The sequence below is a fragment of the Enterococcus sp. DIV1368d genome (genome assembly GCF_050542975.1).
Taxonomy (GTDB): domain Bacteria; phylum Bacillota; class Bacilli; order Lactobacillales; family Enterococcaceae; genus Enterococcus_D; species Enterococcus_D casseliflavus.
In genome coordinates this window covers 3,509,853-3,535,115 of record NZ_CP172939.1, presented here as the reverse complement: position 1 = coordinate 3,535,115, position 25,263 = coordinate 3,509,853, and the positions used below count along the sequence as shown (strand labels likewise).

The following is a 25,263-nucleotide window of genomic DNA, read 5'->3' as shown; positions in this document are numbered from 1 at the left end:
ATGCAAGTATTAGAAAAAGACATGATTGAATTGAACAAACAATTTGCGACCAAAGAAGAAGCCATTCGTTACTGCGGCGAAAAATTGCTGGCGGCAGGCTGTGTGGAAAAAGAATACGTCGAAGCCATGCTTGAGCGTGACGAGATGCTCTCAGTCTATATGGGGAACTTTATTGCGATTCCTCACGGCACGGATGAAGCCAAAAAATACGTCAAAAAATCTGGTATCTGTATCGTGCAAGTACCTGATGGCGTGAATTTCGGTACCGCGGACGAAGAAAAAATCGTCACCGTCCTTTTCGGCATCGCGGGCAAAGGGGAAGATCACCTGCAATTGGTCCAACAAATCGCCCTCTTTTGCAGCGATATCGATAACGTTGTCGAATTGGCGGATGCCTTAGATAAAGAAGAAATCGCCCAAAGTTTGACCGTAGCATAAGGATTTAAGGAGGAGACAAGACATGAAGGCAGTTCACTTTGGTGCAGGTAATATTGGTCGCGGCTTTATCGGCGAGATATTGGCTGCCAACAACTTTGAAATCACATTTATTGATGTCAATGAAACGATCATTGACGCCTTAAAAGCAAGACAAGGGTATACCATCGAATTAGCCGATGAGACCCAAGAACAGATCCACATCGAGCATGTGACGGGATTGAACAATGCCAAAGAACCAGAAGCGGTGATCCAAGCGATCGCCGAGGCAGACATCCTTACGACCGCCATTGGTCCCAACATTTTGCCGCATATCGCTGAGCTGATCGCCAAAGGCTTAGAAGCACGTCAGCAACACCCAGACAAGCCAGCCATTGATGTGATCGCCTGTGAGAACATGATCGGCGGATCGACCTTTTTAAAAAGCGAAGTGCAAAAATACGTTGCGGATTGGTCCGCGTTAGAAGCGACGGTTGGTTTTCCAGATGCAGCGGTGGACCGCATCGTACCGCTGCAGCACCATGAAGATCCTTTATTCGTTCAAGTAGAACCTTTTTGCGAATGGGTGATCCAAGAATCAGGGATGAAATCCTCGATCCATCTGCAAGGGGTCCATTATGTGGCGGACCTGGAACCGTATATTGAACGGAAATTATTCAGTGTCAATACGGGTCATGCTACGGTAGCGTACACGGGCGCCCTCCAAGGCTATCAGACGATCGATGAAGCGATGCAGGACCATTTAGTGGTGATCCAATTAAAATCCGTTCTCGAAGAAACTGGGCGGCTTTTAATTGAGAAGTGGGCCTTTGATCCCGAAGAACATGAACGGTATATCGAAAAAATCATCCAACGCTTTAAAAACAAACACATTTCCGATGCTATCACTCGGGTGGCACGGACACCTGTCCGCAAATTAGGGACCGAAGAACGTTTTATCCGACCAGTCCTTGAGTTAGAAAAACGCAACATGCAGCCAGATCATCTCTATGAAACGATCGGCATGATCTTCAACTACAAAGACCCTGAAGATGAGCAAAGCCAACAGTTGCAAGCACTTTTGGATGAAAAATCACTACCGGAAGTCATTGCAGAAATCACTGGCTTACAAGATGAAGACATGATTGAAACGATCCGACAAAACATTGAAAAATATGCGTATGTTGCCGCATAAAAACGAGTAACACACAGAACAAGCAGATAAATTGCCGCATCCGTAAAAGCGAGCCCGACAAGCGAGCTTTTGCGGATGTGGCAATTTCTTTCAACGCTTGTTCTGTATTTTTTTGCTCACTGATTGACCTTTGTTGCTAACTTGACGATAATAAGAAAAGAAATGAGGGAGAGCGATGGAACGATGGTTTGAAGAAGCTCAGCTTCAAGTAATTGAGTTGCCGATCGAATGGCTGGAAAACCGCCCCGTCTATCGGGCCTTTATCCGTGAATTGCCGACGATCCAAGCAGAAGGAACTTCGCGGCAAGCTGTTTATCGGCAGTTGGCAGAAGCCTACGCGGCTTACCTTGCCCAACTTCGAGAGGCCAATGAGACACAGGAAGAAATGACGTCTTCCTTATTATCGACGGAAGAATTATTGCGCTACTATGATGGCGAGACTTTCGATGGTTTTGAGCTGCCCTCTGACGAGTAACGGGGAAAGAGCCATTCACTGAAAACTGAAAAGCTACGCAAGAAAAAACCGCTCAGCTGCAGCTCGATCGATACGAAGGATCGAACGCTGCAACTGGCGGCTTTTTTTCTCTAAGAAACCAAGTCTTATTCGTGGTTAGTTCAATGCCTCGGTAATGGCTTGATTGAAGGCATCTAGGTCATCTGGGTTTCGGCTGGTGATCAACCGATAGGTTTCGTCGATCACGACGGGCTCATCTTTGACGGTGGCCCCTGCGTAGGCTAAATCTGGTCGCACAGAATCATAAGCCGTCAAGGTCAAATCTTTCGTCAGTCCTGTTTGGATAAACAGTTGTGGGCCGTGGCAAATGGCAAAGACGGGACGATCAGATGTCAAAAAGTCTTTCGTCAATGACACATAGCGCTCATCGGTCCGTAATTGGTCAGGGGAGAAACCGCCTGGGATCAACAAAGCATCAAAACTTGCAGGATCGATCGTATCAATGGTCGCATCGACGGTAAATGTTCCACCTTGTTTGCCTTCGACGGTCTCGGCGCCTTCATTACTAATAACGACTACTTCGTGTCCAGCCGCTTCCAGTGCTTCTTTTGGTGACGTCAACTCAACATCTTCGACTAGATCAGTGACAATAACAGCAACTTTACTCATTCGATCTCCTCCTTATTACTTGATGAACAATTTGTTCACCTGCTATTATTTATGCTAACGAAGATTTTCGCTGTTGACAAATCATCTGTTTGTCCGCAGCTTGAAAAAGAAAGAAGGCAACGCCATGGCAACGATCCAACTATTTATCTCTGATACCCCCCTTTGCTTTGAAAAAGCGGAATTCACTTTTATGGAAGAAAGATTTGTCATCGAGAAACAGCAATTATTTGAAAAAGTTGATGCGGTGATGCATCAGGAGGTATCCTCGGCCTTGGTTTCATTGGTAGAAAAAGCCCTTTTGACGCTAGAAGCGATCGGGGAAGAAGAGGATTATTTCGACCTGCTTTATTTGACCTATGAGAATACCTGCCATTCCCTCAGCGGACAGCAATTACTCGCGCAGCCGTTTCCAGCTGTAGAAGCAGCCTTGCAGCCGGTCTTTGATGAGTTGGCAGAACCGATCGTAGAAAAGTTTTATGAGGAGCTGACCAATCAGCTAGAAGAAGTCGCTGATGATGAACTGTTTAGTTCTTATTATCTGGATGAAGAAGAAGCGGTGATCCAAATCGATGCCCCGATCCAACATGAAGAAGTGATCGCCTTGCCTACCCTTTTACGGGATTACCATGGCACGTTGCGGTTGACCTTTGAAAAGTTTTATGAATACCTTGTGTAGCGGCGGCAACTGCCGTCGTTGTTTTTTGTGAAAACAGTTACATGTTTAGATTTTTTTAAATCCTGCGACAGAAGCCTCTGGAATCTTGACCCTTTTGTCAGAAACGATTATAAAGGTAAGAAGAGGCTGAAGGAACCGAGGTTGCCAATGGGCAACATCGGGTAAGAAAAGGATGAGAATCATGCGAAAAGTCCCGCCTATTTTAAAACCAATTGCACTTTTAACGATATCAACGATCATTGCCACTGCCACCGGCGTGGTGAATTCAGGCAGCTACCGCCAACCAAGTCGTGCGACGGAAACGACAGAAACGACCGAACAAGCACCAAGTGAAAGCACACCCTCTTCGATGACTGAAGACAGTCAAAATCAGACACCTGCTAGCACGGACTCACAACCGACGAACGATGACCAGCAGACAACACCGTCATCCAGCAGTGAACCAGCAACACCAGCAACGACTCCGTCTTCTTCGGTGCCTGCAGAAACGACGCCATCAAGCGATGCCAATGTTTCACCAGCACCATCGGAAAACAATCAGGAAACACCTTCTTCAAGTGAAGAGACCACGCCAGATCCACAAGGGATCATGGATGAGAATCAAGGAAATGAGTAGGTGAGAAAATGACGCTTATTTTAGATTTAATCAACGGCATCCATAAATTTTTGGGCTATCTCGATATCAGTCCTAAATATTTGAACCGTGCCTATACCATCCTCAGTATCATTCCAACGGCGTATATTTTGCGGATCGTCTACGGGATGTTTGCGAACCAAAACTATTTTCAAGCGATCCTTTATACGGTCGGCTTTTTGGTCTTAGTCTACTTCTGGGTACTGAATATCTTCTATTATTTCTTAAACAAAAATATGAAGTTCGATGTCACTCAGGCCTTTGTCAAAGTTTTACCAGACGAAGTCTTCAATATTGAAGGAGAAACCATCAGCACCACCGACATTGATCGTTTGACGACTGAAAAAGCGGTGATCCATTTTGAAGAAGACTATCAGCTGGTATTGGCGAATCATTTGCAGACCTTGATCGCTCAAGAAGAATTGGCGATCAAACCGTCATCCAACGGCTTTACGATCCCGAAAAACACCTTGTATCCTTACTATTTTGTTAAACAGCAAGGGGAAAATGAGTACGCATTGCAGATCGGTACTAGCTACACGGAGATGACGAAAGTCGGCACGATCCAATGGACAGGCAAACAACCTTTAGAGCCAGTGGGTTTATTTATCACTGGCGGTGATTTTATCAAAAATGATGTGAAATACCATGAACCATACAGTTTGAAATTGTACGTCAAAAAAGAGATTTCTGAAGAAGAACCACAGACCTCAAGACAGGCGTATCGACGACAAGCACGCAAATAAGAAAAGCAGTCCTCTCAGAGCGTTCTCTGAAGGGACTGCCTTTTTGGTATCTCGGTTATTCGATCGGGATGTTTTTTGCGGGTGCATCTTTGTAGCTGGCTTTTGGTAACGTCAGGGTCAAAACGCCGTCTTCAAACACTGCTTTAATGGACTCGTCATCAATGTCTGTGATGGTGAAGGTCCGTTGATAGGCACTGCTAGAGCGTTCTTTGCGCAAATAATGTCCGAAATCATCCTCGGTTTCCGTGGTCTCTGTTTGAGCCGCTGAAATCGTCAGGGTGTTGTTGACGTAACTGACGCGGATGTTTTCTTTCTTGATGCCGGGTAAATCTGCTTGAACGAGATACTTGTCTTCGTACTCTTTAATGTCCGTATTCATTTGCCGTTCTTGCCAAAAACTGTTCATTAATTTGCCTAATAGTTCTTCGCCGCCTGCGAAATCTCTTGGAATCAAATTTGCCATGTGGTTCCCCCGCTTTCTTTTATCTATTGAGTTGGTACTTCTATTTTACGAGGAACCAAGCCAAAGGGCAACCAAAATGGCAACAATCATAAAAACAAGAGAAATCACTCAACTATCTTATAAGAATCTGCTATGATAGAACTAAATAACTATCAGATGATTGGATGAATGAAGATGGAGATTATTGAAAAAGCGCCAGCTAAGATCAACCTCGGTCTCGATGTGTTAGAGAAAAGAACAGACGGCTACCATGAGTTGGAAATGGTGATGTCTAGTGTTGATCTAGCCGACCGTCTGATAATGGAAGAGATAGCAGAAGATAAGATCATTATAGAAACCAACAAAGCCTTTTTGCCGATCGACAAACGCAATAATGTCTATCAAGCCGCCAGTATCTTAAAAAAACGCTACGGCATAAAAAAAGGCATCCGTATCCGCATCACCAAGAATATCCCGGTGGCAGCTGGGTTAGGTGGTGGCAGTACGGATTGTGCGGCAGCGCTGCGGGGGATGGTTCGCCTCTGGCATTTAGACCTTTCCATGGCAGAGCTGATCGATATTGGTATGGAAGTTGGCACTGATGTTCCCTATTGTCTGTATGGGACCACTTCCCATATTGCAGGAAAAGGGGAGCTGGTGACGCCGCTGCGGCCGATGCCGCAATGTTGGGTCATCTTAGTCAAACCTCGTCTGAGTGTTTCAACGGGGAAAATCTTTCAAGAAGTTGAGCTGGATCAACTGCACCATCCAGATATCGCAGCATTGTCGGCCGCCGTCTTAGCCGAAGATTATCCAGCAATGATCGCTGCCATGGGCAATAGCCTAGAAGCCATCACGATCCCGAAGTATCCGATCGTCCAACAGATCAAAGATCGCATGATGAAATACGGCGCAGATGTTGCCTTGATGACCGGCAGCGGACCGACTGTCTTTGCTCTTTGTCAAAAATATTCGCGGGCACAGCGGGTCTATAATGCCTTAAAAGGATTCTGCGATGAGGTTTATCTTGTACGTACATTGAAATGAATGAGTCAAGGACACAGGCAGGAAGTGCCTGTGTTTTTTTGCATTTTTTTCTATGAAAAACCAGTTCAATAGTAAAGAAAAAGGCAGCTGAAGTGGGGAAGGAAGAATTTAGAAGCTGCCCTACAGAAAAACCCCGACGCAAATAAGGCGTCGGGGTCTGATTCTTAACGTAAAGCAAAGGCTATTCTTTTTGGTGCTGCTTCTTTGCGGATTTTTTCTTTTTGTCTTCTTCATACAATGGTTTGTCGATCGTTTTGCGGATTTCTTCGGTTTGCTGCGATGCAGGATCTTCTGGTAAGACGATTCGAGTCAACAAGTCGCTGTTGTTTACAGTTGGCGGCACAGTTACAAATTCGTTCATCTTCGTTTCCTCCAAGTGCTTTTAGGTTATTATCCTACATACTCTCTAATTTTTCAAGCTGTTACAGCAGGGGCGCATGGCGAATGGTGTAAAATATGGCTAAGTTCCTGAGTGAAGAATCCGCTTCAAATGAACGTTTTCTCCTATGTTTTCCGATTTATCTCGAAATAAAAGTTTTAAATCGTAAAACGTACGATTTGTCTTGACGAACCGGAAATCATTTGATAGAGTAACTTTTGCTAACAAAACGGAGTTGTTCCGTTTTAAAATAAAAAGAAGAGCCAGCAAATGGAAGGGAAATCCCGATGAAAAAAATCTTACTTACTACAGCACTCCTTTTAGGGGGCGTGCTTCTTGGCGCTTGTGGGCAGCAAGAAGCGACAAGCCAATCGAGTGACACAGAGAAGCTGTCGATCGTCACGACGTTTTATCCAATGTACGAATTTACGAAAGAAGTCGTAGGCGACGCAGCAGAGGTCTCCTTGTTGATCCCTGCAGGAACCGAACCCCATGACTATGAGCCAAGTGCCAAAGATATGACCAAAATCATGGATGCAGATGCCTTTGTCTACAATAGTCCTGAGCTAGAAACTTGGGTCGCTAGTTTGACGGATTCCGTCGATCCTGAGCAAACAGCCGTGATCGAAGCGGCCAAAAACATTCAGTTGGTGGAAGGCACAGAGGAAGAGGATCATGACGCGCACGATCACGAAAGCGAAGACACCCATGAAGGCCATGATCATACGTACGATCCTCATGTTTGGACCGACCCAGTCTTAGCGATCCAAGAAGTAGAAACGATCCGCGATGACTTGATTGCGAAGTTTCCTGAGCAAAAGGCAACTTTCACGGAAAATGCAGCTGCCTATATCGAAAAGCTTTCTGCTCTAGATGAAGCCTACCAAGCGGCGTTAAAGGATGCGACCCAACGAACCTTCGTTACGCAGCACGCAGCCTTTGGCTATTTGGCACGGCAGTATGATTTAGTCGAAGAATCGATTTCGGGCATTTCACCCGATCAAGAACCAACGCCAAGTCGGTTGGCTGAGCTGAAAGAATATGTAGAAGAAAAACAAGTCAAAGTTATCTATTTTGAAGAAAACGCGTCATCGAAGGTGGCTGAGACCTTAGCGTCTGAAACAGGAGTGGAGCTGGCGGTCTTGAATCCATTAGAAAGCTTGACGCAAGAGCAGATGGATAACGGCGAAACATACCTGTCTGTAATGGAAGACAATTTGGCAGCATTACAAAAAAGTATTCACTAAGGAGGCGCCGGCGTGCGTTATATCGATGTAAAAGATTTGACCTTTTATTATGATGATGAGCCCGTCTTGGAAGACATTTCCTACTTTGTCGAAGACGGCGAATTCGTGATTTTGACTGGCGAAAATGGGGCGGCAAAATCTACTTTGATCAAAGCAACCCTTGGTTTGTTGAAACCTTCTAAAGGAGCAGTCACCTTGGCGACCAAAAATGCTGCTGGTGAAAAATTAAGCATCGGCTACATTCCTCAGCAGATTGCTTCCTTTAACGTCGGGTTCCCCAGCACCGTTTTGGAATTGGTCCAATCGGGCCGCTACCCAAGAGATCGCTGGTTCAAGCGCTTGACGAAACGAGACCATGAACATGTCCGCCGTGCATTAGATGCCGTCGGGATGTGGGACGTGCGTCATAAACGGATCGGCGAGTTGTCCGGTGGCCAAAAGCAGCGGATCAGCTTGGCACGGGTCTTTGCCACGGACCCTGATTTATTTATTTTAGATGAACCGACTACGGGGATGGATGAACAATCCCGCAATCTGTTTTATGAACTGCTACGGCACAATGCTCATGACCACGGCAAGTCGATTTTGATGATCACCCATGATCACGAAGATATCAAAGAATACGCGGACCGTCAGATCCGTTTAGTGCGGAAGGAGGATTCACCATGGCGTTGCTTTCATATGAATTCATGAGAAGAGCTTTTCTTGCGGCGATTTTTATTGCTGGTATCGCACCGATGCTGGGGGTCTTTCTAGTGATTCGGCGACAGTCATTGATGGCTGATACGCTGTCCCATGTCTCTTTAGCAGGGGTGGCACTGGGCTTCTTTCTAAATCTAAATCCGAGTTTGACGACGCTATTGATCGTAGTCATTGCCGCAATCATTTTGGAATACTTGCGAACACTGTACCGCAGTTATTCAGAGATCTCGATCGCCATTTTGATGTCTGGCGGCTTAGCGTTAGCCCTCGTCTTGATGAACCTTAGCGGGGGGAACTCCGCAACGAGTATCCAATCGTATTTGTTTGGGTCGATCGTTACGATCACACAAGAACAAGTCTGGATCTTAGGCTTTTTGTTTTTAGTCGTTTTTGCTTTATTCTTCTTATTCAAACGGCCCATGTACATTTTGACCTTTGATGAAGATACCGCTCATGTCGATGGCTTGCCTGTGCGAGTGATGTCGATGCTCTTTAATGTCTTGACGGGGGTGGCAATCGCCATGATGATCCCGATTGCGGGTGCATTGTTGATCTCTGCGATCATGGTTTTACCAGCTGCCATCAGTATGCGTTTAGGCAAGAGCTTCAATGCCGTGATTTTGATCAGTGTCGTGATCGGCATGATTGGGATGATGTCTGGTTTGACCAGTTCCTTTTATTTGGACACACCACCGGGAGCGACGATCACGCTGGTTTTTATCGCTCTTTTCTTAGTGATCAATTTGATCAAACGCATCGTGATCCTCGTCCAACGAAAACAACGCCTAAAATAAAGGGCTTTATGAAAAAGAAACGAAGAATTTTCGTTTCTTTTTTTTAAACTCTAATCAAAACCGAACAATATAAGCAATATTTTAGATAATGCTCGCTTTTATCCCGAAAAAGCCTTATAATAAGGCGAATAAACTAAAGGAGTTGTCCGGTGTGAAAATACGTCGAAGTGAACGACTGATCGATATGACACATTACTTGTTGAATCATCCCCATGAATTGATTTCATTGTCCTTCTTTTCTAAACGATATGCCTCTGCAAAATCATCGATTAGCGAAGATTTATCTATTATCAAAAAGACCTTTAAAGAACGAGGAACAGGCATTCTTGATACCGTGCCAGGCGCTGCTGGCGGTGTTTTTTTTGTGCCTGAAATTTCTGAAGAAGAAGCGTATGCGTACGTCGAAGGGCTGGCAGAACGCTTGTCTGAGCAAGACCGTTTGTTGCCTGGCGGCTATGTCTATCTATCTGACTTATTAGGCGAACCGGAATTGCTGCGCCAAGTCGGCCGCATCATCGCTTCCAAATATTTAGGCGAACAAATCGATGCGGTGATGACCGTTGCTACTAAAGGAGTGCCGATCGCTCAAGCAGTCTCTTACTACTTGAATGTTCCCTTCGTGATCGTGCGTCGTGATTCCAAGATCACTGAAGGCTCGACCGTGAGTGTCAATTATGTCTCTGGTTCTTCAGAGCGCATCGAAAAAATGGAATTATCCAAGCGCAGCTTAAAGCGCGGCTCTAGAGTATTGGTGGTCGATGACTTTATGAAAGGCGGCGGCACGGTCAATGGGATGAAGAGCTTGATTGAAGAATTTGAAGCCGAATTAGTCGGTATTACGGTTTTTGCCGAAACGAAATTCAAAGGCAAGCGGGCCATCAGCGATTACAGTTCTCTGCTGTATGTTGAAGATGTCGATACCCAGACCAAAACGATCTCGGTAGTACCGGGAAATTACTTTGAGAAAAAAGCCTGATTTTTTGTGGCTCTTAGACTGGCGCAAGCAGCTGTTTTTTAAACGGCGGCCGCCAGTCTTTTTTTTGATTGGTCTAGGTGGGGATTCCTTAAATCGTTGAAATTTACAAGTACTTGGGCTAAACTGTTTATAGGAAATTCAATGAACAAAAATCGTTCAGATTGATAGGAGTGGAATACGTGGACACACGTTTTGCAATAATTTTAGCGGCTGGAAAAGGCACGCGCATGAAATCGAAGTTATATAAAGTGTTACATCCTGTTTGTGGCAAACCAATGGTGGAGCACATCATGAATCGAGTGGTGGAAACAAATCCTGAAGAGATCGTGACGATCGTCGGTCACGGGGCAGAAATGGTCAAAGAGCAGCTGGGGGATCGCACCAACTATGCCTTACAAGCCGAACAATTGGGTACTGGCCATGCCGTCGTTCAAGCCGAATCGTTTTTAAAAGGCAAAAAAGGGACGACCTTAGTGATCAGTGGGGATACACCGTTATTGACGACGGAAACCTTGAATAACTTGTTCGATTACCACCAAGGGAAAAATGCGTCGGCGACGATCTTAACGGCGCAAGCGGCAGACCCAACAGGCTATGGCCGAATCGTGCGGGATCGTGTCGGTATCGTGGAGAAAATCGTTGAGCAAAAAGATGCGTCGATCGAAGAAGCGCTGATCCAAGAAATCAATACAGGGACGTATTGCTTCGATAATGAATTGTTATTTGACGCCTTGGCAAAATTAGATACGGACAATGCCCAAGGGGAGTACTACTTGACTGATATCATCGAGATCTTAAAGGAAGACGGCAAAATCATCGCTGCTTATCAAACCGAAGATTTTCATGAATCATTAGGAGTCAATGACCGCATCGCCTTAGCCGAAGCTAATCGCTTGATGCGTCAGCGGATCAATCGTCAGCACATGCAAAATGGCGTGACCTTGATCGATCCGGCAACGACTTATATCGACGAAGGTGTTGTGATCGGCTCAGATACTCTGATCGAAGCCGGTGTCACCATCAAAGGGAAGACGACGATCGGAGAAGACTGTGTCATTACGGCAGCTTCTGAAATAGAAGACAGCAAGATCGGCAACCAAGTGACGATCAAGGCATCGACGATCGAGGAGAGCATCATTCATGATGGCGCCGATGTCGGTCCCAATGCCCATCTTCGTCCCCATGCGGAAATTTTGGCCCATGCCCATATCGGGAACTTTGTGGAGGTCAAAAATGCGACGATTGGTGAAGGCACCAAAGTCGGACACTTGTCTTATGTTGGCGATGCGACCTTAGGCAAAAACATCAATGTCGGTTGCGGCGTAGTCTTTGTTAATTATGACGGCAAGAGCAAATTCAAAACGACTGTCGGCGACAATTGCTTTATCGGCTCTGGCTCCAATCTAGTTGCGCCATTGACCATCGAAGAGGAAACGATGATCGCTGCTGGCTCAACGATCACCAAAGATATTCCTAAACACAGTATGGCGATTGCCCGCGCCCGTCAGGAAAATAAAGCGGATTACGCGAAAAAGTTGCCTTATCTAAATTAGAAATAGCGAAATGACTTGATTTCTTAAGGAAAAATGACTACTATTTATTAGGAAGAAGATTCTAGTAAAAGGAGTCATTTTTTTCTAGATGAACGCAAAGAAAGTGGAGGTTCTCATGTCAAATCATTATTTTGATCCAAGATTGAAGATTTTTTCTCTGAACTCAAATCGTCCTTTGGCGGAAAAAATCGCAGCTGCAGTAGGTGTTGAATTAGGTAAGTGTTCAGTCAAACAATTTAGCGATGGTGAAATCCAAGTGAATATTGAAGAAAGTATTCGTGGTGCCCACGTCTACGTGATTCAATCAACCAGCAGCCCTGTAAACGATAACTTAATGGAATTGCTGATCATGATCGATGCTTTGAAGCGCGCCAGTGCGAAGACGATCAATGTAGTAATGCCTTATTATGGTTATGCAAGACAAGACCGCAAAGCGCGATCAAGAGAACCAATCACCGCAAAACTTGTAGCAAACATGATCGAAAAAGCCGGTGCGAACCGCATGGTTACACTGGATTTGCATGCCTCACAGATTCAAGGGTTCTTTGATATCCCAGTTGACCACTTGATGGGTGCACCATTGATCGCCAACTACTTCTTGGAAAGAGGCATTCAAGGCGATGACGTCGTCGTCGTTTCACCAGACCACGGGGGCGTGACTCGTGCCCGTAAATTAGCTGAGTTTCTTAAGTCACCAATCGCGATCATCGACAAACGTCGTCCGAAAGCCAACGTAGCAGAAGTCATGAATATCATTGGTCATGTTGAAGGCAAAACTTGTGTCTTGATCGACGATATGATTGATACTGCTGGTACCATCACATTGGCTGCGAATGCGTTGAAACAAGCAGGTGCTAAAAGTGTTTACGCCTCATGTACCCACCCTGTCTTGTCAGGACCTGCCTTGGAACGGATCGAAGATTCTGCCATTGAGCATCTAGTTGTGACAGATTCGATTCACTTGCCAGAAGACCGCAAGTCGAAAAAAATCGATGAGATCAGTGTCGGTGCCTTGATGGGCGAAGCGATCAAACGAATCCATGAGAACAAACCAGTCAGTCCACTGTTTGAATCAAAATTATCAATTTAATCGTGTCTCATAAGCATGAGAACAACAGCCAATGGTCGGTCTTTAGTCGCTCATTGGCTGTTTTTTTCTGAGGAGTTTCAGGATGTTTTTAGAAAAAACGATCGCAGTCATGTTTCTTTTCACCAATTTATGGTATTCTTGAAAGTGACTTGCGAAATGCAAGCAAAAAATAAAATAGAATCTAATCACAAAGGGGAGTCTGCAAAGGCTGAGAATGAGAGTACTCTAAACCCTTCGTACCTGTTTCGATCATGCGAACGTAGGAATTGTGACGAGTTGAAGTGTCCAACACTTCTCCTTTGTGAATTGTGATGATTCTAAAGGAGGAGTTTTTTTTGAAACGAAAAATGTCGCTGCAGGTCTGGACGGAAGGAACGATGATCGCTGCGATTGGGGTCGTCTTGTCGTATATCCCGATCCAGACAGCCAATTCCAGTATCGACTTGTCTCTAGGTCTCGTGCCCTTGGTCTTGTATTCGTATCGTCGCGGGGTGCTGCCGGGAATGACGGCTGGATTTATGTGGGGCTTGCTGAATATTTTGATTGGTAGCGCCATGCGTAACTTTATAACCGTTCCACAGATTATCTTTGAATACCCCTTTGCCTTTGCTTTTGGCGGGATGGGCGGCTTGTTTGCTAATAAAATCCAGCAAGCGATCCGTCAAAACAGCAAAACCGTTACGTGGTATGTCGTCTTAGGGGGCATCGTGGCGGTGATCAGCCGTTGGTTTTGGCATTATTGGGCTGGGGTCTTTGTCTGGGGAATGTACGCACCGCCAGGACAAAGTCCGTATCTGTATTCCTTGATCTTTAATGGATCATCGGTCATTATCAATATCGTTTATGTAGGGGTCGTCCTAGGTCTCTTAGTCAAGGCAGCCCCGAAATTATTTGTCCCGAAAGCTTAGTTTTAGAAATGGAACCATCAAAAAATGTCTTGATGCTCTTTGAGAAAGAGAAGCATCAAGACATTTTTTTGTCGATAAAGCCAAACGCTAGATCTTCTTGGTCGATTTCCAACGACCAGCTTTTTTTGCTGGCTGAATAGCGTAAAACAGCGATTTGATCCAGCTCTTTTTGATTGACCAGCGTGTTTTTTAAGCCAGCATCTTCTGACAGATAGATCGGGATCGTATAGGTTCTGTCGATCAATTGTTCTTGTGTTAGACAAAAGACGATGCCTTCTTGCATGATTCCCCGCAATTCTTTCAGCAAATTAAAATCGAGCTTTTCCACCGGTGTTGCTTTTTTAAAAAAGGAGAGGCGATCATTGATTTTTTCTAAGACGATGCGGGTGATCCGATCCGCCAAGATCCGATAATATTCATCTAAATAGCGATAATAAACGCGGGAACGTGCATCTTTTAAGTCAAAGAAAACAAAGTTATTTTGCAGTTTGTAAAAGAAAGGGGAGTGGAGGTGTGTCTTCATGTGGCCAAAATATAACAACTCGGAGATCTCTAAAGGCGTCAATTCTTTGACCATCTCGTAATCATTAAAATCGATCCACTTCATTTCTTCGGCAACACGACCTTTGTTGATCTGCTGAAAAAACAGTTGGACGTCTTCCATTCCGCGTATCACTTTTAAGCCCGTATGACCGTCGAATTCGCCGAAATCACTGGAAGGATCAAGCAAGAGCAAATTCTTGGGCTGATGGACGATGCTCTTGTTAAAATCTTGGGGGGCAAGCCCGCGGGTCAAGACGGCATTGCTGGTTGTATCAATATGTACGTAAATCGTGTTAGACATGCCGATCGATCCCTCCTATATACTAAGTTCATTCTACAACAAAGCGCTGAAAATTGCTTGTATCTTTTCGTTTAAAGTTATATTACAAAATAACAGAAAAAACAATTTTTAAGTTCCCTTTTTCGACAAAAAAAGGCAAATCTTGTCTTTTCGTAAAAAAAATGGCCAAAATTGGCGTCTTTATGAGGATTTTGGTATGATAAAAGAAGAAACTAATGGAGACGAAAACCTATGAGAAAAAAGAAACGCAGACTTTCGAATTGGCTGAGCAATCTCTTTTTGCTTTTGCTGTTATTGATTGGTTTAGCATTGATTTTTAATAATCAAATCAAAAATTATTTTATTAAACAAACGGGTGAAGCTTACGCAGTCGGCACCATTGATCGCAGTGATGTGGAAAAAAATATGGAAGCGGAAGCGACCTTTGATTTTGATGCCGTGGAGCCGGCGAGTTCAGAAGCAGTCTTACGGGCGCAGCTGAGCAACAAAGCCTTGCCAGTGATCGGCGGCGTGGCGGTTCCTAGTGTGGGGATCAATCTGCCGATTTTTAAAGGCTTGGCCAACGAGGCCTTGCTGTATGGTGCTGGTACGTTAAGTCCCACCCAAAAAATGGGGGAAGGCAATTACGCACTAGCCAGCCATCGCGCTCAATCGCCAGAGCTTTTGTTTACGCCATTGGATGATGTCGCCATCGGAGCGGCTATCTATGTGACCGATCTGGAAAATATTTACACGTATACCGCGACTTCTTCTGTGCGGGTCGACCCGACCGATGTCTATTTGCTTGACGAAGTGGAAGACCGTAAAATGATCACGCTGATCACCTGTGGGGAAATGGGCGGTGTCACCCGTCGTGTGATCCAAGGTGATCTGGAATCTGTAACGCCTGTCGACGAAGCAACGGATGAGATGCTGGCGGCATTCAACATGGCACAACGAACATTTTAATCAAAAGAATAGCTCGAGTGGTACGGCAGCTGGCGTGTCATTCGTCTATTCTTTTTTGCTTGAGGAGGCGTCTTGATGAAAGTGAAAAAACTGACTTCGATCGATTTTCTTGCACAAAGGGCAGGATTTCAAGAAAGCCGACTCGTCTTTTCCTTTTTTGAGTCGCATTCAAAAGCGCGACGAGCCTTTCTAGCCGATATAGCTCAGCAGGGCTGGCAGATCGACAGCCGTTACGGACGTTTTTACCTTGCTGGGCAGTTTGATTTTGACCAAAAGACACTGACTATCACCAATCTGCTGGTGGAAGCAGCCGCCGATTTTACTTGGAAACAACTGCTAGCCGTGACAGAAAGCTTTGCCCGCAGTCGTTTTGTAGCAGCTGTCTCGTGGCAACTTCCTCATCGAACCCCCTTGGCTGAGTGGTTTATCCAGCAAGGGTATCAGGTGGTCCCTCAAGGGTATCAAAGAGCGCTAGCTTATCAGACGGCGCTGGTTTTAGGCGGTGGCGGTGCTCACGGGGCGTATCAAATTGGTGTTTGGCAAGCGCTGCAAGAACGGGGCATCACCTTTGAATGGATCACGGGAACTTCCGTCGGTGCCTTGAATGGCGCCTTGATTTTAATGAACGATGTGGAAGCGGCCGTCGATTTATGGGCAAATATCTCTAACGAGCAAGTATTGCACTATCCGCTTGCTTCGGTACGTGCCCAAACATTGCGAGATTTGATGAATCAAGCCAATTCGCTGGTCCGCGAAGCGGTCAAAAGCAACGGTGCCAGTACCGAACCGTTGGCAAAGCTTTTGCAAAAGACCTTTGATCAAGAAAAATTCAGCCAAACTGCTTGTCGCTTGCTGATCTGTACGACTCGTCTGCCCGATTTCAAGGAGACGGTTTATGCCTTTGATCCATCCGCAGTAGAGGAAAATCTGCATTGGTTGTTGGCATCCGCTTCATTTTATCCAGCGATGCAGGCGCAAAAAATTAACGACGCTTATTACATCGATGGCGGCTATCGCAACAACCTGCCCATCGATGTCGCTGTCCAGCAAGGGGCAACGGAATGTATCACCGTGGATGTCCAAGGACCTGGCATCAATAAAAGGACGGTTGTGACGGAAGAAACCGCGCAGCTTTCGTTGGGGTCTCCTTGGTCCTTAGGCAGCTTTTTGGTTTTTGATGCCCAGCGTTCGCTGGATAATATGACCTTAGGCTATTTGGAAACCTTGAAAGTGTTCGGCAAATACCAAGGCCATTGGTATACCTTTGAAAGGACGGTTGATTTTCAGCCGTTATGGCGGGGCTTTTTGAAAGAGCTGCGCCAGACAGACCCGCTGCTTTATCAGGAACTAAAGAAAAAAGAATTTTGGAAAAAAATGCGTAAATTCTATCAACAGGATGTGCCATTTGAGCAGTGGGGGCGTATACTGATAGAGTGTACCGCGAAAGTATTGTATCTAGCGCCTACAGTGATTTATGAGCAGGAAACGATTCTAACGGCTTTAGCTGAAAAAATTGCGCTAAAGGCAGTGGAAGAAGCCGATGCCTGGTCGATCACCGAGTGGCTGAGCTATTATCGCGACCGTTTTTTTGTCTTGTCCGAGCAAAATCGCTTTTTCTTTTTTTATCGGACGCAGCAATTGAATCTGCCCGCCCTTCAGCAGATTCGTCGGCGTTACCCACTGACTGCTTTAATGGCAGCGTATAGTCACTATCTTTTGAAAGGAGCAGAAAATGGATAAATTTTCGTATGAAATCGTTGAAGAGATCGCCGTGCTTTCGGAAAATCAAAGAGGCTGGCGCAAAGAATTAAATTTGGTGAGCTGGAATGGGCATCCGCCAAAATTTGATCTGAGAGATTGGGGCCCAGAGCACGAGAAGATGGGCAAAGGCGTGACCTTATCCAATGAAGAATTTGCAGAACTTAAAAAAGCCCTGCTTTCCATGTAAGAAAGCAAAGCGGTGAGGAGTGATCAAATGAAAAGTATGACTGGTTTTGGCAAAGGCAGTGCAGAAACGCCAGATGTGCAGATCGAAATTGAGATCAAAAGTGTCAATCAGCGCTTTTTGGACCTGCAGCTGCGAATGCCCAAACAATTGAATCCTCTAGAAGGTGCTTTACGGCAGTCGATCAAGCAGACCCTCCAGCGAGGACGAATCGAATTGTATGTGACGTTAAAAGAAAAAACCGCAAATACGAAACAGATCGAGATCCAATGGGACTTGCTGGAACGTTTCATGCAGGAAATCGATACCGAAGCCAAAGACCGTTTTGACCTAGCAGAGCTGCCAAAAGCAGCATTGCTAGAACAATTCCTGCTCCATGAGGCCTTTCTAACGATCTCGGATCAAGAGCCAGAAGAAAGCACCTTGGCCGATGGCGTGATGGAAGCATTAGATCAAGCGCTGGCAGCGATCGATCAAAGCCGCTGGGTGGAAGGGCAAGGTATTTTGCTGATCTTGCAAGAAAACCAGCGACAGCTGCAGGAAAAGCTGACAGAACTCAAACAATTCGTGGCCCTCTATGAGGCGGACTACCAAGAACGCTTTGAAAAGAAACTGACTGCTTATTTAGGGGAAGAAGTCGATCGCGATCGTTTACTGACAGAGTTAGCGATTTTATTAGAACGCGGCGATATCCACGAAGAACTGGATCGTTTAAGTATCCATTTAACGACGATGACGGAGCTGCTGGCAGCTGAGACACCGATAGGTCGAGAGCTGGATTTCTTGATCCAAGAGATGAACCGAGAAGTCAATACGATTGGCTCAAAATCAAGTCCGATCCAAATCAAAAACAGTGTCGTCCAAATGAAGACGATCATTGAAAAAATCAGAGAACAAGTTCAAAACATCGAGTAGGAGGAATGAACCAATGAAATATTACGATATCACCTTTCACGAACTAAGCGGAAAAAATGTCATCAAGCGCAGTATTCCTTCTGACAAAGAGAATTTCTCTGCGTGGGAAGATGCTTGCGTAGCCATCGAGCCAGATTTTCTCCATCTATTAGTTGATGGCGTAGCTGTTTCTTTAAATCGTCGGTACATCGTACGTATCGATTGCCAAGAAGTGACGGATCCTACTGAAAAAGCGATCACCGCTAAAGACGAATTGGCAGGGGTCATCAATACCTTAAGCAACATGGGCTTTTAAGAAAGCGGCCAAAGTGTAGACTAGCAATTTCATGAAATTCCCATTATAATAAAGTAGTTCTTGAAAGTTGCTGAAAAAAAGTGCAAAATAGACGTTAAGCAAATGTCAGTGAAAGGACGTCATTATGTCAGAGCGAGGATTACTTATAGTTTTATCAGGACCTTCCGGAGTAGGGAAAGGGACCGTGCGCAAAGCAATTTTTGAGAGTGACGACAACGATTTTCAATATTCCGTTTCAATGACCACTCGTCAAAAACGCGAGGGGGAAGTGGAAGGGGTCGATTACTATTTCCGCACGCGTGAAGAATTTGAAGCCTTGATCGAAGCCGGTGAAATGCTGGAATACGCCGAATATGTCGGCAATTATTATGGAACCCCATTATCTTATGTCCAACAGACACTGGATCAAGGAAAAGATGTGTTTTTAGAGATCGAAGTGCAAGGGGCAAAACAAGTAAAAGACAAAGTTCCCGATGGTGTGTTTATTTTTCTGACGCCACCTGATCTGGCAGAATTACGCTCTCGTATTACAGGAAGAGGAACCGACTCTGCCGAAGTGATCGATGAACGGATGCGTGTCGCCCGTGAAGAAATCGAAATGATGGCTTTGTATGATTATGCCGTTGTCAATGATGAAGTACCTAAGGCAGTCCAACGAATTCGCGAAATTATTTCGAGTGAACATTTTCGCGTTGACCGAGTGATCGGAACCTATATCAAAATGTTAGAGGAGCTGTAAGAAATATGATGTTAAAACCTTCAATCGATTCTTTGTTGGATCGTGTCAATTCAAAATATTCATTAGTGATCTTAGCAAGCAAACGGGCGCATGAACTTGATGCCGGTGCGCAAGCAACACTAGAAAACTTTGATTCAGTGAAAAGCGTGGGTCAAGCACTTGAAGAAATCGAAGCGGAATTAGTCGTTAATGATCCGCATCCAGAAATCAAGCGTGCCCGCTTGAAAATGGAACAAGAAGAGCGCAAAGCGCAAAAAGACCAAGAACAAAAAGAATTAGAAGCGCGTATCCGCGACGAACAAAAGCTATAGACAAAAGCAAGCTAGAGCACGCCTGTGTTCTGGCTTTTTCTTTTGAATGATGATGGTTAAATTTTTGTAAGGGGTACAGACAAACCCCCACCCATTTAGTAAAATAGAACCTAAAAGGAGGAGAAGAAATGGCGTACATAGCAGAAGTGATCGTGGATGTTCCCACGATGCAGACCGATCAGCCTTTTACCTATCTGATCCCATCAGAATTACAAGCCGCCATTGAGACAGGGATGCGGGTCGAAGTGCCATTTGGCAAGGGCGACCGCCATATCCAAGGGTTCGTCGTCGGCCTTTCAGAAGTTGCCGAACCGCAGCAGACCTTAAAACCAATCGTTCGTTTGTTGGATTTGTCGCCTGTCGTCAATGAAGAACTTCTCCAATTAGCCGACTACATGAAGGAAACGACCTTTGCCTTTAAGATCACTTGCTTGCAGACGATGCTGCCTAGTGTGATGAAAGCCGAGTACCAAAAGCAGATCGTTTTGCTGGAAGGAAATCATCCCATCAAAGAATATTTTCCCGAAAACGGCATCCTCAGCTGGCAAGACGCCGAAAGTGCAGGGCTGTTGCCGCAGTTGAAGCCTTTGCGGGAAGCCGCAGTAGTTGAATTGCAGTATCTCGTGAAAAATAAAAACAAAGCGAAAATGACCCGTTACATTGAACGCAAGATCGATCCAGCAGAAATCCCCGCCGTCCAGCAACAGCTGCGCAAAGGGGCCAAACGCAAGCTGGAAATCTTACAGATTTTGACAGAGGAAGCCCGCTTGCCGGTTTCCTTTTTTACCGAACAAGGGATTTCCACCGCGGCTTTGAACCAAGCGCAAGAAGCTGGTTGGCTGACCTTTACGGAAGTTGAAGCCTACCGTGATCCTTACAAAGACCGTCAATTTCAAAAAACGGTCCCGCTTGAATTAAATGAAGAACAGGCAGCTGCAGTAGCGCAAATCACTGCTTGTGCGGATAACCAAGAGGCACAGACTTTTTTACTGGAAGGGATCACCGGCAGTGGAAAAACAGAAGTCTATCTGCAAGCGATCGCCCAATTGCTGAAACAAGGCAAAACCGCGATCATGCTCGTGCCAGAGATCGCGTTGACTCCGCAAATGGTCGAACGCTTTAAAAGCCGTCTAGGCGACGCAGTGGCTGTTTTACACAGCGGCTTGTCCCAAGGTGAAAAATACGATGAATGGCGTAAGATCGAACGTGGGGAGGCGCAGGTGGTGGTTGGCGCCCGCTCGGCGATTTTTGCTCCGTTGAAAAACATCGGGGTCATCATCGTCGATGAGGAGCACGAAGCCTCCTACAAGCAAGATGAAGCCCCTCGTTACCATGCGAGAGATTTAGCGATTTGGCGCAGCCAGTACCATCACTGTCCAGTGGTGTTAGGCAGTGCGACGCCGTCATTGGAATCTCGTGCCCGGGCGCAAAAAGAAGTCTACCGCTTATTGAAATTGAATCAACGGGCAAAAACCAGTGCGCAATTACCGCAGATCGAAGTCGTGGATATGCGTACCGAATTTGCCAATAAAAAGTATCAAACCTTTTCTCGTCCGTTACAGGAAAAAATTACAGACCGCTTGGCCCGCAAAGAACAGATCGTCTTGCTGCTGAATCGGCGCGGCTACTCTTCCTTCGTGATGTGCCGCGATTGCGGGTATGTTTTGCCCTGTCCAAATTGCGACATCTCCTTGACGCTGCATATGGATACCAAAACGATGCGCTGTCATTATTGCGGACATGAAGAACACATCCCCCATCGTTGCCCCAACTGCAATGCAGACAAGATTCGTTATTACGGAACGGGCACGCAAAAAGTGGAAGAAGAGTTGAAGGAACTGTTTCCCGAAGCGCGGGTTTTACGGATGGATGTCGATACCACCCGCAAAAAAGGCGCCCATGAAAAAATCTTGACCTTGTTTGGGGAGAAAAAAGCGAATATTTTGTTAGGGACTCAAATGATCGCCAAAGGCTTGGATTTCCCTGATATCACACTGGTAGGGGTCTTGAATGCCGATACCGCCTTGAATTTGCCAGATTTTCGTTCGAGTGAACGGACGTTCCAGCTGTTGACTCAGGTCAGTGGTCGGGCAGGTCGGGCAGAAAAAACCGGCGAAGTGGTGATCCAAACATTCAACCCTGAGCACTACGCCATCCAATTGGCGCAGTCGCAAGACTACGAAGATTTCTATCAAAAAGAAATGTGGATGCGGCACCAAAGCGGCTATCCACCGTATTATTTCACCGTCAAAATCACCTGCAGTCATCCCGAAGAGCAAGTCGCAGCTCAGAAGATGTTTGCGATCGCGCGGAATCTGCAGCAGGAGCTGTCACCGCAAAGTATTTTGTTGGGTCCGGCACCCAGTGCGATTTTGCGGGTGAAAAACCGTTATTACTACCAATTGATCATTAAATACAAAAATGAACCGCAGCTACCTGCTTTGTTGACCCGTCTGTTGGATCAAAGTCAAATCGATCAGCGCAAAGGATTGTACGTGTCGATTGACCAAGAGCCGTTGAATTTTATTTAGAGGAGAAAATATGCGTTATCCTATTATTATCACCCCCGATGAACGTCTTCGTCGGCAAGCAAAACCCGTCAAAGTTATTACCGATGAGCTCGTTCAGCTACTAGACGACCTTTATGAAACGATGGTCGCCCACGACGGGATCGGTATTGCCGCACCGCAAGTCGGCAAAAACCTGCAAGTGGCGATCGTGGAAGTCGAAGAAGACGACCGCTTTGAAATGATCAACCCTGAGATCATCGCTTCTTCTGGTGAATCCCTTGATGTGGAAGGCTGCTTGAGTATTCCCCACACCTTTGGGACCGTCAAACGAGCAGACGAGATCACTGTCCGCTATTTCGACCGAGAAGGAGAGGAAATGGAAGTGGAAGCATTCGGCTACTTGGCGCGTGCGATGCAGCATGAGATCGATCATTTAAATGGCGTGCTGTTTGTCGACAAGCTCGTCGAACGCATTCCTGAAGAAGACTTAGAAAAGTATATGGAGGAACATGAAAATGACTAAAATCGTCTTTATGGGTACCCCGGCGTTTTCCGTCCCAATTTTAGAAGGCTTGCTTGAAGCTGGCTATGAAGTGGCAGCAGTCGTGACCCAGCCGGATCGTCCCGTCGGTCGCAAAAAAACCATCACTCCGACCCCCGTTAAAGAAGCGGCGATGAAGCATGGCTTGTTGGTTTTACAACCAGAAAAAATCAGTGGGTCGCCAGAAATGGAGCAGATTCAAGCTTTAGCACCTGACCTGCTGATCACGGCAGCTTTCGGCCAATTTTTACCTAGTGCGTTACTAGAAGTACCAAAGCATGGCGCTATCAACGTTCATGCGTCCCTACTGCCGAAATACCGTGGCGGAGCACCTGTGCATTATGCCATTATGGAAGGGGAGCAAGAAACGGGTGTAACCATCATGGAAATGATCAAAAAAATGGATGCTGGCGGTATTTTTGCTCAAGCTCATTTGCCGATCACGGCACAAGATGATGTGGGGACGATGTTTGATAAGTTGAGCCTATTAGGCAAAGACTTGCTGCTGGAAACTGTGCCGAAAATCTTGTCAGGAGAGCTGCAGCCTGTCCCGCAAGAAGAAGCAAAAGTCACCTTTTCACCAAATATCAGCCGTGAACAAGAAGCCATCGACTGGCAGAAAACGGCGGTGCAAATCGATGCCCAAGTCCGAGGCATGCGACCATGGCCGATCGCCTTTACGACACAAAATGGCAACCGCTGGAAACTTTGGCAAGTGACACCGCTGGAGCAAACGACGACAGCCCAACCAGGAACGATCATTGAACGGACGAAAAAAACGTTGCTGATCGCTTGTGGGGAAGGCACGGTATTGGCTATCGATGAATTGCAGCCAGCTGGAAAAGGCCGACAAGACATTGCCGCATTCTTAAACGGCAGTGGACAACAGATTCAAAAAGGGGATCAGGTAGGTACCTATGAAGCGTAATCTTGGAGACATACAATATACAGTGCGCTTTGTGGCACTAGAAGCGTTGTTGCGAATCGAAAAAGGCGGCGCTTATTCCAATCTACTGCTGCGGGAATTGATGAATCAAGGGCGCTTAAATGACAAAGACGGTCGCTTATTGACTGAATTGGTGTACGGCACCATCAGTCGTCAGCTTTTATTGGATTATTATTTGGACCGGTTTATTAAAAATGCCCGCAAAGTCGACCCGTGGGTCAAAACGCTGCTGCGGCTTTCCTTGTATCAGATGCTGTATCTCGATAAAGTACCCGCCCATGCCATCATTCATGAAGCCGTGGATATTGCGAAAGCCAAAGGCAATCCGGGGACTGGTAAGTTCGTCAATGGCGTGCTGCGCACGATCCAACGACAAGGAGTGCCAGACTTGGCATTGATCAAAGACCCAATGGAACGTTTAGCAACGGAAATCAGTTTGCCCCTGTGGCTAACGAAGAAACTAGTCAAACAAATTGGGATCGAAGAAACTAGCGAGCTGGGTTATGCCCTATTTGAACCCAATCATGCCAGTGGTCGTATCGATCTGCAGCGCATCTCGCAAGCAGCAGCGATCGAACGGCTACAAGAAGAAGGCATCGACGCACGACCAAGTGAGCTTTCCCCCTATGGGGTTGTGGCTGACAAAGGCTTTATGGCGGGCTCGTCCCTCTACAAAGAAGGTTTACTGACGATCCAAGATGAAAGTTCGATGCTGGTTGCCCCCGTTTTACAAGTAGCCCGAGACCATCAAGTACTGGATGCCTGCGCCGCACCAGGAGGCAAAACGACCCATATCGCTGCCTTCTTGTCTGCCGCAGAGGGCGGCAAAGTGACAGCACTGGATATCCATGCCCATAAGGTTAAGCTGATTCAGCAAAATGCCCAACGGTTAGGCGTCGAAGCAGTTGTGGAGACCCGCGTGATGGATGCGCGGGAGACGGCTCAAACCTTTGCACCCGAACAATTTGATCGCATCTTAGTGGATGCCCCTTGTTCTGGATTAGGATTGATGCGCCGTAAGCCGGATATCAAATACAGCAAGACGGAAGCCGATTTCCAACGCTTGCCGCAGATTCAGCGAGAGATTTTGGAAAGTGCCGCCCCAACCTTGAAAAAATCGGGTATAATGGTCTACAGCACATGCACGATTCTAGCGGAAGAAAATCAACAAGTCGTGGCAGCGTTTCTCGCTGACCATCCTGAATTTGAGCAAATGCCTCTTGCGGTAGGACCGCTGGCAGCCGAAGCGGTTCAAGAGGATATGTTGACGATCTATCCGCAAGATTTTATGACAGATGGCTTTTTTATCAGTTGTCTACGCAAAAAGTAACGAGGTGAAAGAA

At 46.1% G+C, this 25,263-nt stretch carries 29 protein-coding genes and 1 riboswitch; of the genes, 25 read left to right on the top strand and 4 right to left on the bottom strand.

All coding sequences use genetic code 11. The features are described from left to right. The 3 genes from IGJ44_RS16665 (at position 1) to IGJ44_RS16655 (ending at position 2,084) form a co-directional block, all read left to right on the top strand. Complete coding sequence (locus tag IGJ44_RS16665) at positions 1–438, top strand: PTS sugar transporter subunit IIA (RefSeq protein ID WP_005230254.1); 438 nt, start codon at positions 1–3, stop codon at positions 436–438. Positions 439–460: 22 nt separating this feature from the next. Beyond that, complete coding sequence (locus IGJ44_RS16660; protein WP_010748851.1) at positions 461–1,609, top strand: mannitol-1-phosphate 5-dehydrogenase; 1,149 nt, start codon at positions 461–463, stop codon at positions 1,607–1,609. Between the two features lie 175 nt (positions 1,610–1,784). Further along, on the top strand, positions 1,785–2,084 hold the full coding sequence (locus IGJ44_RS16655) for a hypothetical protein (RefSeq protein WP_074536325.1): 300 nt from the start codon (positions 1,785–1,787) through the stop codon (positions 2,082–2,084). Between the two features lie 135 nt (positions 2,085–2,219). Here IGJ44_RS16655 and IGJ44_RS16650 read toward each other — a convergent pair whose 3' ends face one another. After that, the gene (locus tag IGJ44_RS16650) at positions 2,220–2,732 is read right to left on the bottom strand and encodes a type 1 glutamine amidotransferase domain-containing protein (RefSeq protein WP_010748853.1); all 513 of its coding nucleotides are present in this window, start codon (positions 2,730–2,732) and stop codon (positions 2,220–2,222) included. Positions 2,733–2,856: 124 nt separating this feature from the next. Between IGJ44_RS16650 and IGJ44_RS16645 the strand changes: the two genes are divergently transcribed. The 3 genes from IGJ44_RS16645 (at position 2,857) to IGJ44_RS16635 (ending at position 4,788) form a co-directional block, all read left to right on the top strand. Continuing rightward, complete coding sequence (locus IGJ44_RS16645; protein ID WP_074536324.1) at positions 2,857–3,408, top strand: hypothetical protein; 552 nt, start codon at positions 2,857–2,859, stop codon at positions 3,406–3,408. Positions 3,409–3,589: 181 nt separating this feature from the next. Then, positions 3,590–4,024 carry a hypothetical protein gene (locus tag IGJ44_RS16640; protein ID WP_074536322.1) on the top strand — a complete coding sequence of 145 codons (435 nt, stop codon included), beginning with the start codon at positions 3,590–3,592 and terminating at the stop codon, positions 4,022–4,024. Between the two features lie 8 nt (positions 4,025–4,032). Next, entirely contained in the window at positions 4,033–4,788 is a 756-nt protein-coding gene (locus IGJ44_RS16635) for a DUF6681 family protein (protein ID WP_005230266.1), read from the top strand. Positions 4,789–4,843: 55 nt separating this feature from the next. Here IGJ44_RS16635 and IGJ44_RS16630 read toward each other — a convergent pair whose 3' ends face one another. Then, positions 4,844–5,251 carry an Hsp20/alpha crystallin family protein gene (locus tag IGJ44_RS16630; RefSeq protein ID WP_010748856.1) on the bottom strand — a complete coding sequence of 136 codons (408 nt, stop codon included), beginning with the start codon at positions 5,249–5,251 and terminating at the stop codon, positions 4,844–4,846. A 174-nt stretch (positions 5,252–5,425) separates the two neighbouring features. Here IGJ44_RS16630 and ispE point away from each other — a divergent pair, with 174 nt between their 5' ends. Continuing rightward, the gene (ispE, locus tag IGJ44_RS16625) at positions 5,426–6,277 is read left to right on the top strand and encodes a 4-(cytidine 5'-diphospho)-2-C-methyl-D-erythritol kinase (protein WP_034858541.1); all 852 of its coding nucleotides are present in this window, start codon (positions 5,426–5,428) and stop codon (positions 6,275–6,277) included. 181 nt (positions 6,278–6,458) lie between these two features. On the opposite strand, the gene IGJ44_RS16620 is transcribed toward ispE, so the two are convergent. After that, on the bottom strand, positions 6,459–6,638 hold the full coding sequence (locus IGJ44_RS16620) for a hypothetical protein (RefSeq protein ID WP_005230269.1): 180 nt from the start codon (positions 6,636–6,638) through the stop codon (positions 6,459–6,461). 305 nt (positions 6,639–6,943) lie between these two features. Between IGJ44_RS16620 and IGJ44_RS16615 the strand changes: the two genes are divergently transcribed. From IGJ44_RS16615 to thiT, 7 genes are all read left to right on the top strand, one after another. Beyond that, entirely contained in the window at positions 6,944–7,903 is a 960-nt protein-coding gene (locus IGJ44_RS16615; protein WP_074536321.1) for a metal ABC transporter substrate-binding protein, read from the top strand. Between the two features lie 12 nt (positions 7,904–7,915). After that, a complete protein-coding gene (locus IGJ44_RS16610; protein ID WP_005232967.1) occupies positions 7,916–8,596 on the top strand; it encodes a metal ABC transporter ATP-binding protein in 681 nt (226 codons plus the stop codon). Then, complete coding sequence (locus tag IGJ44_RS16605) at positions 8,569–9,399, top strand: metal ABC transporter permease (protein WP_005230272.1); 831 nt, start codon at positions 8,569–8,571, stop codon at positions 9,397–9,399. Before IGJ44_RS16610 ends, IGJ44_RS16605 begins: the two co-directional genes overlap by 28 nt. Positions 9,400–9,550: 151 nt before the next feature. Continuing rightward, positions 9,551–10,375: a pur operon repressor gene (gene purR, locus IGJ44_RS16600; protein ID WP_005230273.1), complete on the top strand. Its 825-nt coding sequence runs from the start codon at positions 9,551–9,553 to the stop codon at positions 10,373–10,375. Between the two features lie 179 nt (positions 10,376–10,554). Next, the gene (gene glmU / locus IGJ44_RS16595; protein ID WP_074536319.1) at positions 10,555–11,928 is read left to right on the top strand and encodes a bifunctional UDP-N-acetylglucosamine diphosphorylase/glucosamine-1-phosphate N-acetyltransferase GlmU; all 1,374 of its coding nucleotides are present in this window, start codon (positions 10,555–10,557) and stop codon (positions 11,926–11,928) included. 115 nt (positions 11,929–12,043) lie between these two features. Beyond that, complete coding sequence (locus IGJ44_RS16590) at positions 12,044–13,018, top strand: ribose-phosphate diphosphokinase (RefSeq protein WP_005230276.1); 975 nt, start codon at positions 12,044–12,046, stop codon at positions 13,016–13,018. Positions 13,019–13,199: 181 nt separating this feature from the next. Beyond that, a riboswitch (TPP riboswitch) is annotated at positions 13,200–13,301 on the top strand. A gap of 52 nt (positions 13,302–13,353) precedes the next feature. Beyond that, positions 13,354–13,926 (top strand): energy-coupled thiamine transporter ThiT, encoded by a 573-nt coding sequence (gene thiT, locus IGJ44_RS16585; protein WP_015510621.1) that lies wholly within the window; start codon positions 13,354–13,356, stop codon positions 13,924–13,926. 55 nt (positions 13,927–13,981) lie between these two features. On the opposite strand, the gene IGJ44_RS16580 is transcribed toward thiT, so the two are convergent. After that, complete coding sequence (locus IGJ44_RS16580; protein ID WP_005230281.1) at positions 13,982–14,770, bottom strand: hypothetical protein; 789 nt, start codon at positions 14,768–14,770, stop codon at positions 13,982–13,984. A 231-nt stretch (positions 14,771–15,001) separates the two neighbouring features. Between IGJ44_RS16580 and IGJ44_RS16575 the strand changes: the two genes are divergently transcribed. The 11 genes from IGJ44_RS16575 to rsmB all read left to right on the top strand — a co-directional run bounded on the left by IGJ44_RS16575 (position 15,002) and on the right by rsmB (position 25,250). After that, complete coding sequence (locus IGJ44_RS16575; protein WP_167827262.1) at positions 15,002–15,718, top strand: class A sortase; 717 nt, start codon at positions 15,002–15,004, stop codon at positions 15,716–15,718. Positions 15,719–15,793: 75 nt separating this feature from the next. Continuing rightward, positions 15,794–17,458 (top strand): patatin-like phospholipase family protein, encoded by a 1,665-nt coding sequence (locus IGJ44_RS16570; RefSeq protein WP_074536315.1) that lies wholly within the window; start codon positions 15,794–15,796, stop codon positions 17,456–17,458. Beyond that, a complete protein-coding gene (locus IGJ44_RS16565) occupies positions 17,451–17,666 on the top strand; it encodes a YdbC family protein (protein WP_430605982.1) in 216 nt (71 codons plus the stop codon). Before IGJ44_RS16570 ends, IGJ44_RS16565 begins: the two co-directional genes overlap by 8 nt. Before the next feature lie 27 nt (positions 17,667–17,693). Beyond that, positions 17,694–18,578, top strand: coding sequence for a YicC/YloC family endoribonuclease (locus tag IGJ44_RS16560; protein ID WP_074536314.1), 885 nt, complete (start codon positions 17,694–17,696; stop codon positions 18,576–18,578). A gap of 13 nt (positions 18,579–18,591) precedes the next feature. Beyond that, positions 18,592–18,873 carry a hypothetical protein gene (locus tag IGJ44_RS16555; protein ID WP_005230307.1) on the top strand — a complete coding sequence of 94 codons (282 nt, stop codon included), beginning with the start codon at positions 18,592–18,594 and terminating at the stop codon, positions 18,871–18,873. 124 nt (positions 18,874–18,997) lie between these two features. Continuing rightward, positions 18,998–19,612 carry a guanylate kinase gene (gene gmk / locus IGJ44_RS16550; protein ID WP_005230308.1) on the top strand — a complete coding sequence of 205 codons (615 nt, stop codon included), beginning with the start codon at positions 18,998–19,000 and terminating at the stop codon, positions 19,610–19,612. Between the two features lie 5 nt (positions 19,613–19,617). Beyond that, entirely contained in the window at positions 19,618–19,923 is a 306-nt protein-coding gene (rpoZ, locus tag IGJ44_RS16545) for a DNA-directed RNA polymerase subunit omega (protein ID WP_005232977.1), read from the top strand. Positions 19,924–20,051: 128 nt separating this feature from the next. Then, complete coding sequence (gene priA, locus IGJ44_RS16540) at positions 20,052–22,454, top strand: primosomal protein N' (RefSeq protein WP_074536313.1); 2,403 nt, start codon at positions 20,052–20,054, stop codon at positions 22,452–22,454. A 10-nt stretch (positions 22,455–22,464) separates the two neighbouring features. Further along, on the top strand, positions 22,465–22,956 hold the full coding sequence (gene def, locus IGJ44_RS16535; RefSeq protein WP_005230314.1) for a peptide deformylase: 492 nt from the start codon (positions 22,465–22,467) through the stop codon (positions 22,954–22,956). Further along, positions 22,949–23,902, top strand: coding sequence for a methionyl-tRNA formyltransferase (fmt, locus tag IGJ44_RS16530; protein ID WP_074536311.1), 954 nt, complete (start codon positions 22,949–22,951; stop codon positions 23,900–23,902). Before def ends, fmt begins: the two co-directional genes overlap by 8 nt. Next, positions 23,892–25,250 carry a 16S rRNA (cytosine(967)-C(5))-methyltransferase RsmB gene (gene rsmB, locus IGJ44_RS16525; RefSeq protein ID WP_015510616.1) on the top strand — a complete coding sequence of 453 codons (1,359 nt, stop codon included), beginning with the start codon at positions 23,892–23,894 and terminating at the stop codon, positions 25,248–25,250. Before fmt ends, rsmB begins: the two co-directional genes overlap by 11 nt. Positions 25,251–25,263 lie beyond the last annotated feature (13 nt).

Bases quoted from the DNA above. Each gene is read 5' to 3' on its own strand.
- IGJ44_RS16665 (WP_005230254.1), top strand. From the start codon at position 1: ATGCAAGTATTAGAAAAAGACATGATTGAATTGAACAAACAATTTGCG.
- IGJ44_RS16660 (WP_010748851.1), top strand. From the start codon at position 461: ATGAAGGCAGTTCACTTTGGTGCAGGTAATATTGGTCGCGGCTTTATC.
- IGJ44_RS16655 (WP_074536325.1), top strand. From the start codon at position 1,785: ATGGAACGATGGTTTGAAGAAGCTCAGCTTCAAGTAATTGAGTTGCCG.
- IGJ44_RS16650 (WP_010748853.1), bottom strand. From the start codon at position 2,732: ATGAGTAAAGTTGCTGTTATTGTCACTGATCTAGTCGAAGATGTTGAG.
- IGJ44_RS16645 (WP_074536324.1), top strand. From the start codon at position 2,857: ATGGCAACGATCCAACTATTTATCTCTGATACCCCCCTTTGCTTTGAA.
- IGJ44_RS16640 (WP_074536322.1), top strand. From the start codon at position 3,590: ATGCGAAAAGTCCCGCCTATTTTAAAACCAATTGCACTTTTAACGATA.
- IGJ44_RS16635 (WP_005230266.1), top strand. From the start codon at position 4,033: ATGACGCTTATTTTAGATTTAATCAACGGCATCCATAAATTTTTGGGC.
- IGJ44_RS16630 (WP_010748856.1), bottom strand. From the start codon at position 5,251: ATGGCAAATTTGATTCCAAGAGATTTCGCAGGCGGCGAAGAACTATTA.
- ispE (WP_034858541.1), top strand. From the start codon at position 5,426: ATGGAGATTATTGAAAAAGCGCCAGCTAAGATCAACCTCGGTCTCGAT.
- IGJ44_RS16620 (WP_005230269.1), bottom strand. From the start codon at position 6,638: ATGAACGAATTTGTAACTGTGCCGCCAACTGTAAACAACAGCGACTTG.
- IGJ44_RS16615 (WP_074536321.1), top strand. From the start codon at position 6,944: ATGAAAAAAATCTTACTTACTACAGCACTCCTTTTAGGGGGCGTGCTT.
- IGJ44_RS16605 (WP_005230272.1), top strand. From the start codon at position 8,569: ATGGCGTTGCTTTCATATGAATTCATGAGAAGAGCTTTTCTTGCGGCG.
- IGJ44_RS16590 (WP_005230276.1), top strand. From the start codon at position 12,044: ATGTCAAATCATTATTTTGATCCAAGATTGAAGATTTTTTCTCTGAAC.
- IGJ44_RS16580 (WP_005230281.1), bottom strand. From the start codon at position 14,770: ATGTCTAACACGATTTACGTACATATTGATACAACCAGCAATGCCGTC.
- IGJ44_RS16575 (WP_167827262.1), top strand. From the start codon at position 15,002: ATGAGAAAAAAGAAACGCAGACTTTCGAATTGGCTGAGCAATCTCTTT.
- IGJ44_RS16570 (WP_074536315.1), top strand. From the start codon at position 15,794: ATGAAAGTGAAAAAACTGACTTCGATCGATTTTCTTGCACAAAGGGCA.
- IGJ44_RS16565 (WP_430605982.1), top strand. From the start codon at position 17,451: ATGGATAAATTTTCGTATGAAATCGTTGAAGAGATCGCCGTGCTTTCG.
- IGJ44_RS16560 (WP_074536314.1), top strand. From the start codon at position 17,694: ATGAAAAGTATGACTGGTTTTGGCAAAGGCAGTGCAGAAACGCCAGAT.
- IGJ44_RS16555 (WP_005230307.1), top strand. From the start codon at position 18,592: ATGAAATATTACGATATCACCTTTCACGAACTAAGCGGAAAAAATGTC.
- gmk (WP_005230308.1), top strand. From the start codon at position 18,998: ATGTCAGAGCGAGGATTACTTATAGTTTTATCAGGACCTTCCGGAGTA.
- rpoZ (WP_005232977.1), top strand. From the start codon at position 19,618: ATGATGTTAAAACCTTCAATCGATTCTTTGTTGGATCGTGTCAATTCA.
- priA (WP_074536313.1), top strand. From the start codon at position 20,052: ATGGCGTACATAGCAGAAGTGATCGTGGATGTTCCCACGATGCAGACC.
- def (WP_005230314.1), top strand. From the start codon at position 22,465: ATGCGTTATCCTATTATTATCACCCCCGATGAACGTCTTCGTCGGCAA.
- fmt (WP_074536311.1), top strand. From the start codon at position 22,949: ATGACTAAAATCGTCTTTATGGGTACCCCGGCGTTTTCCGTCCCAATT.
- rsmB (WP_015510616.1), top strand. From the start codon at position 23,892: ATGAAGCGTAATCTTGGAGACATACAATATACAGTGCGCTTTGTGGCA.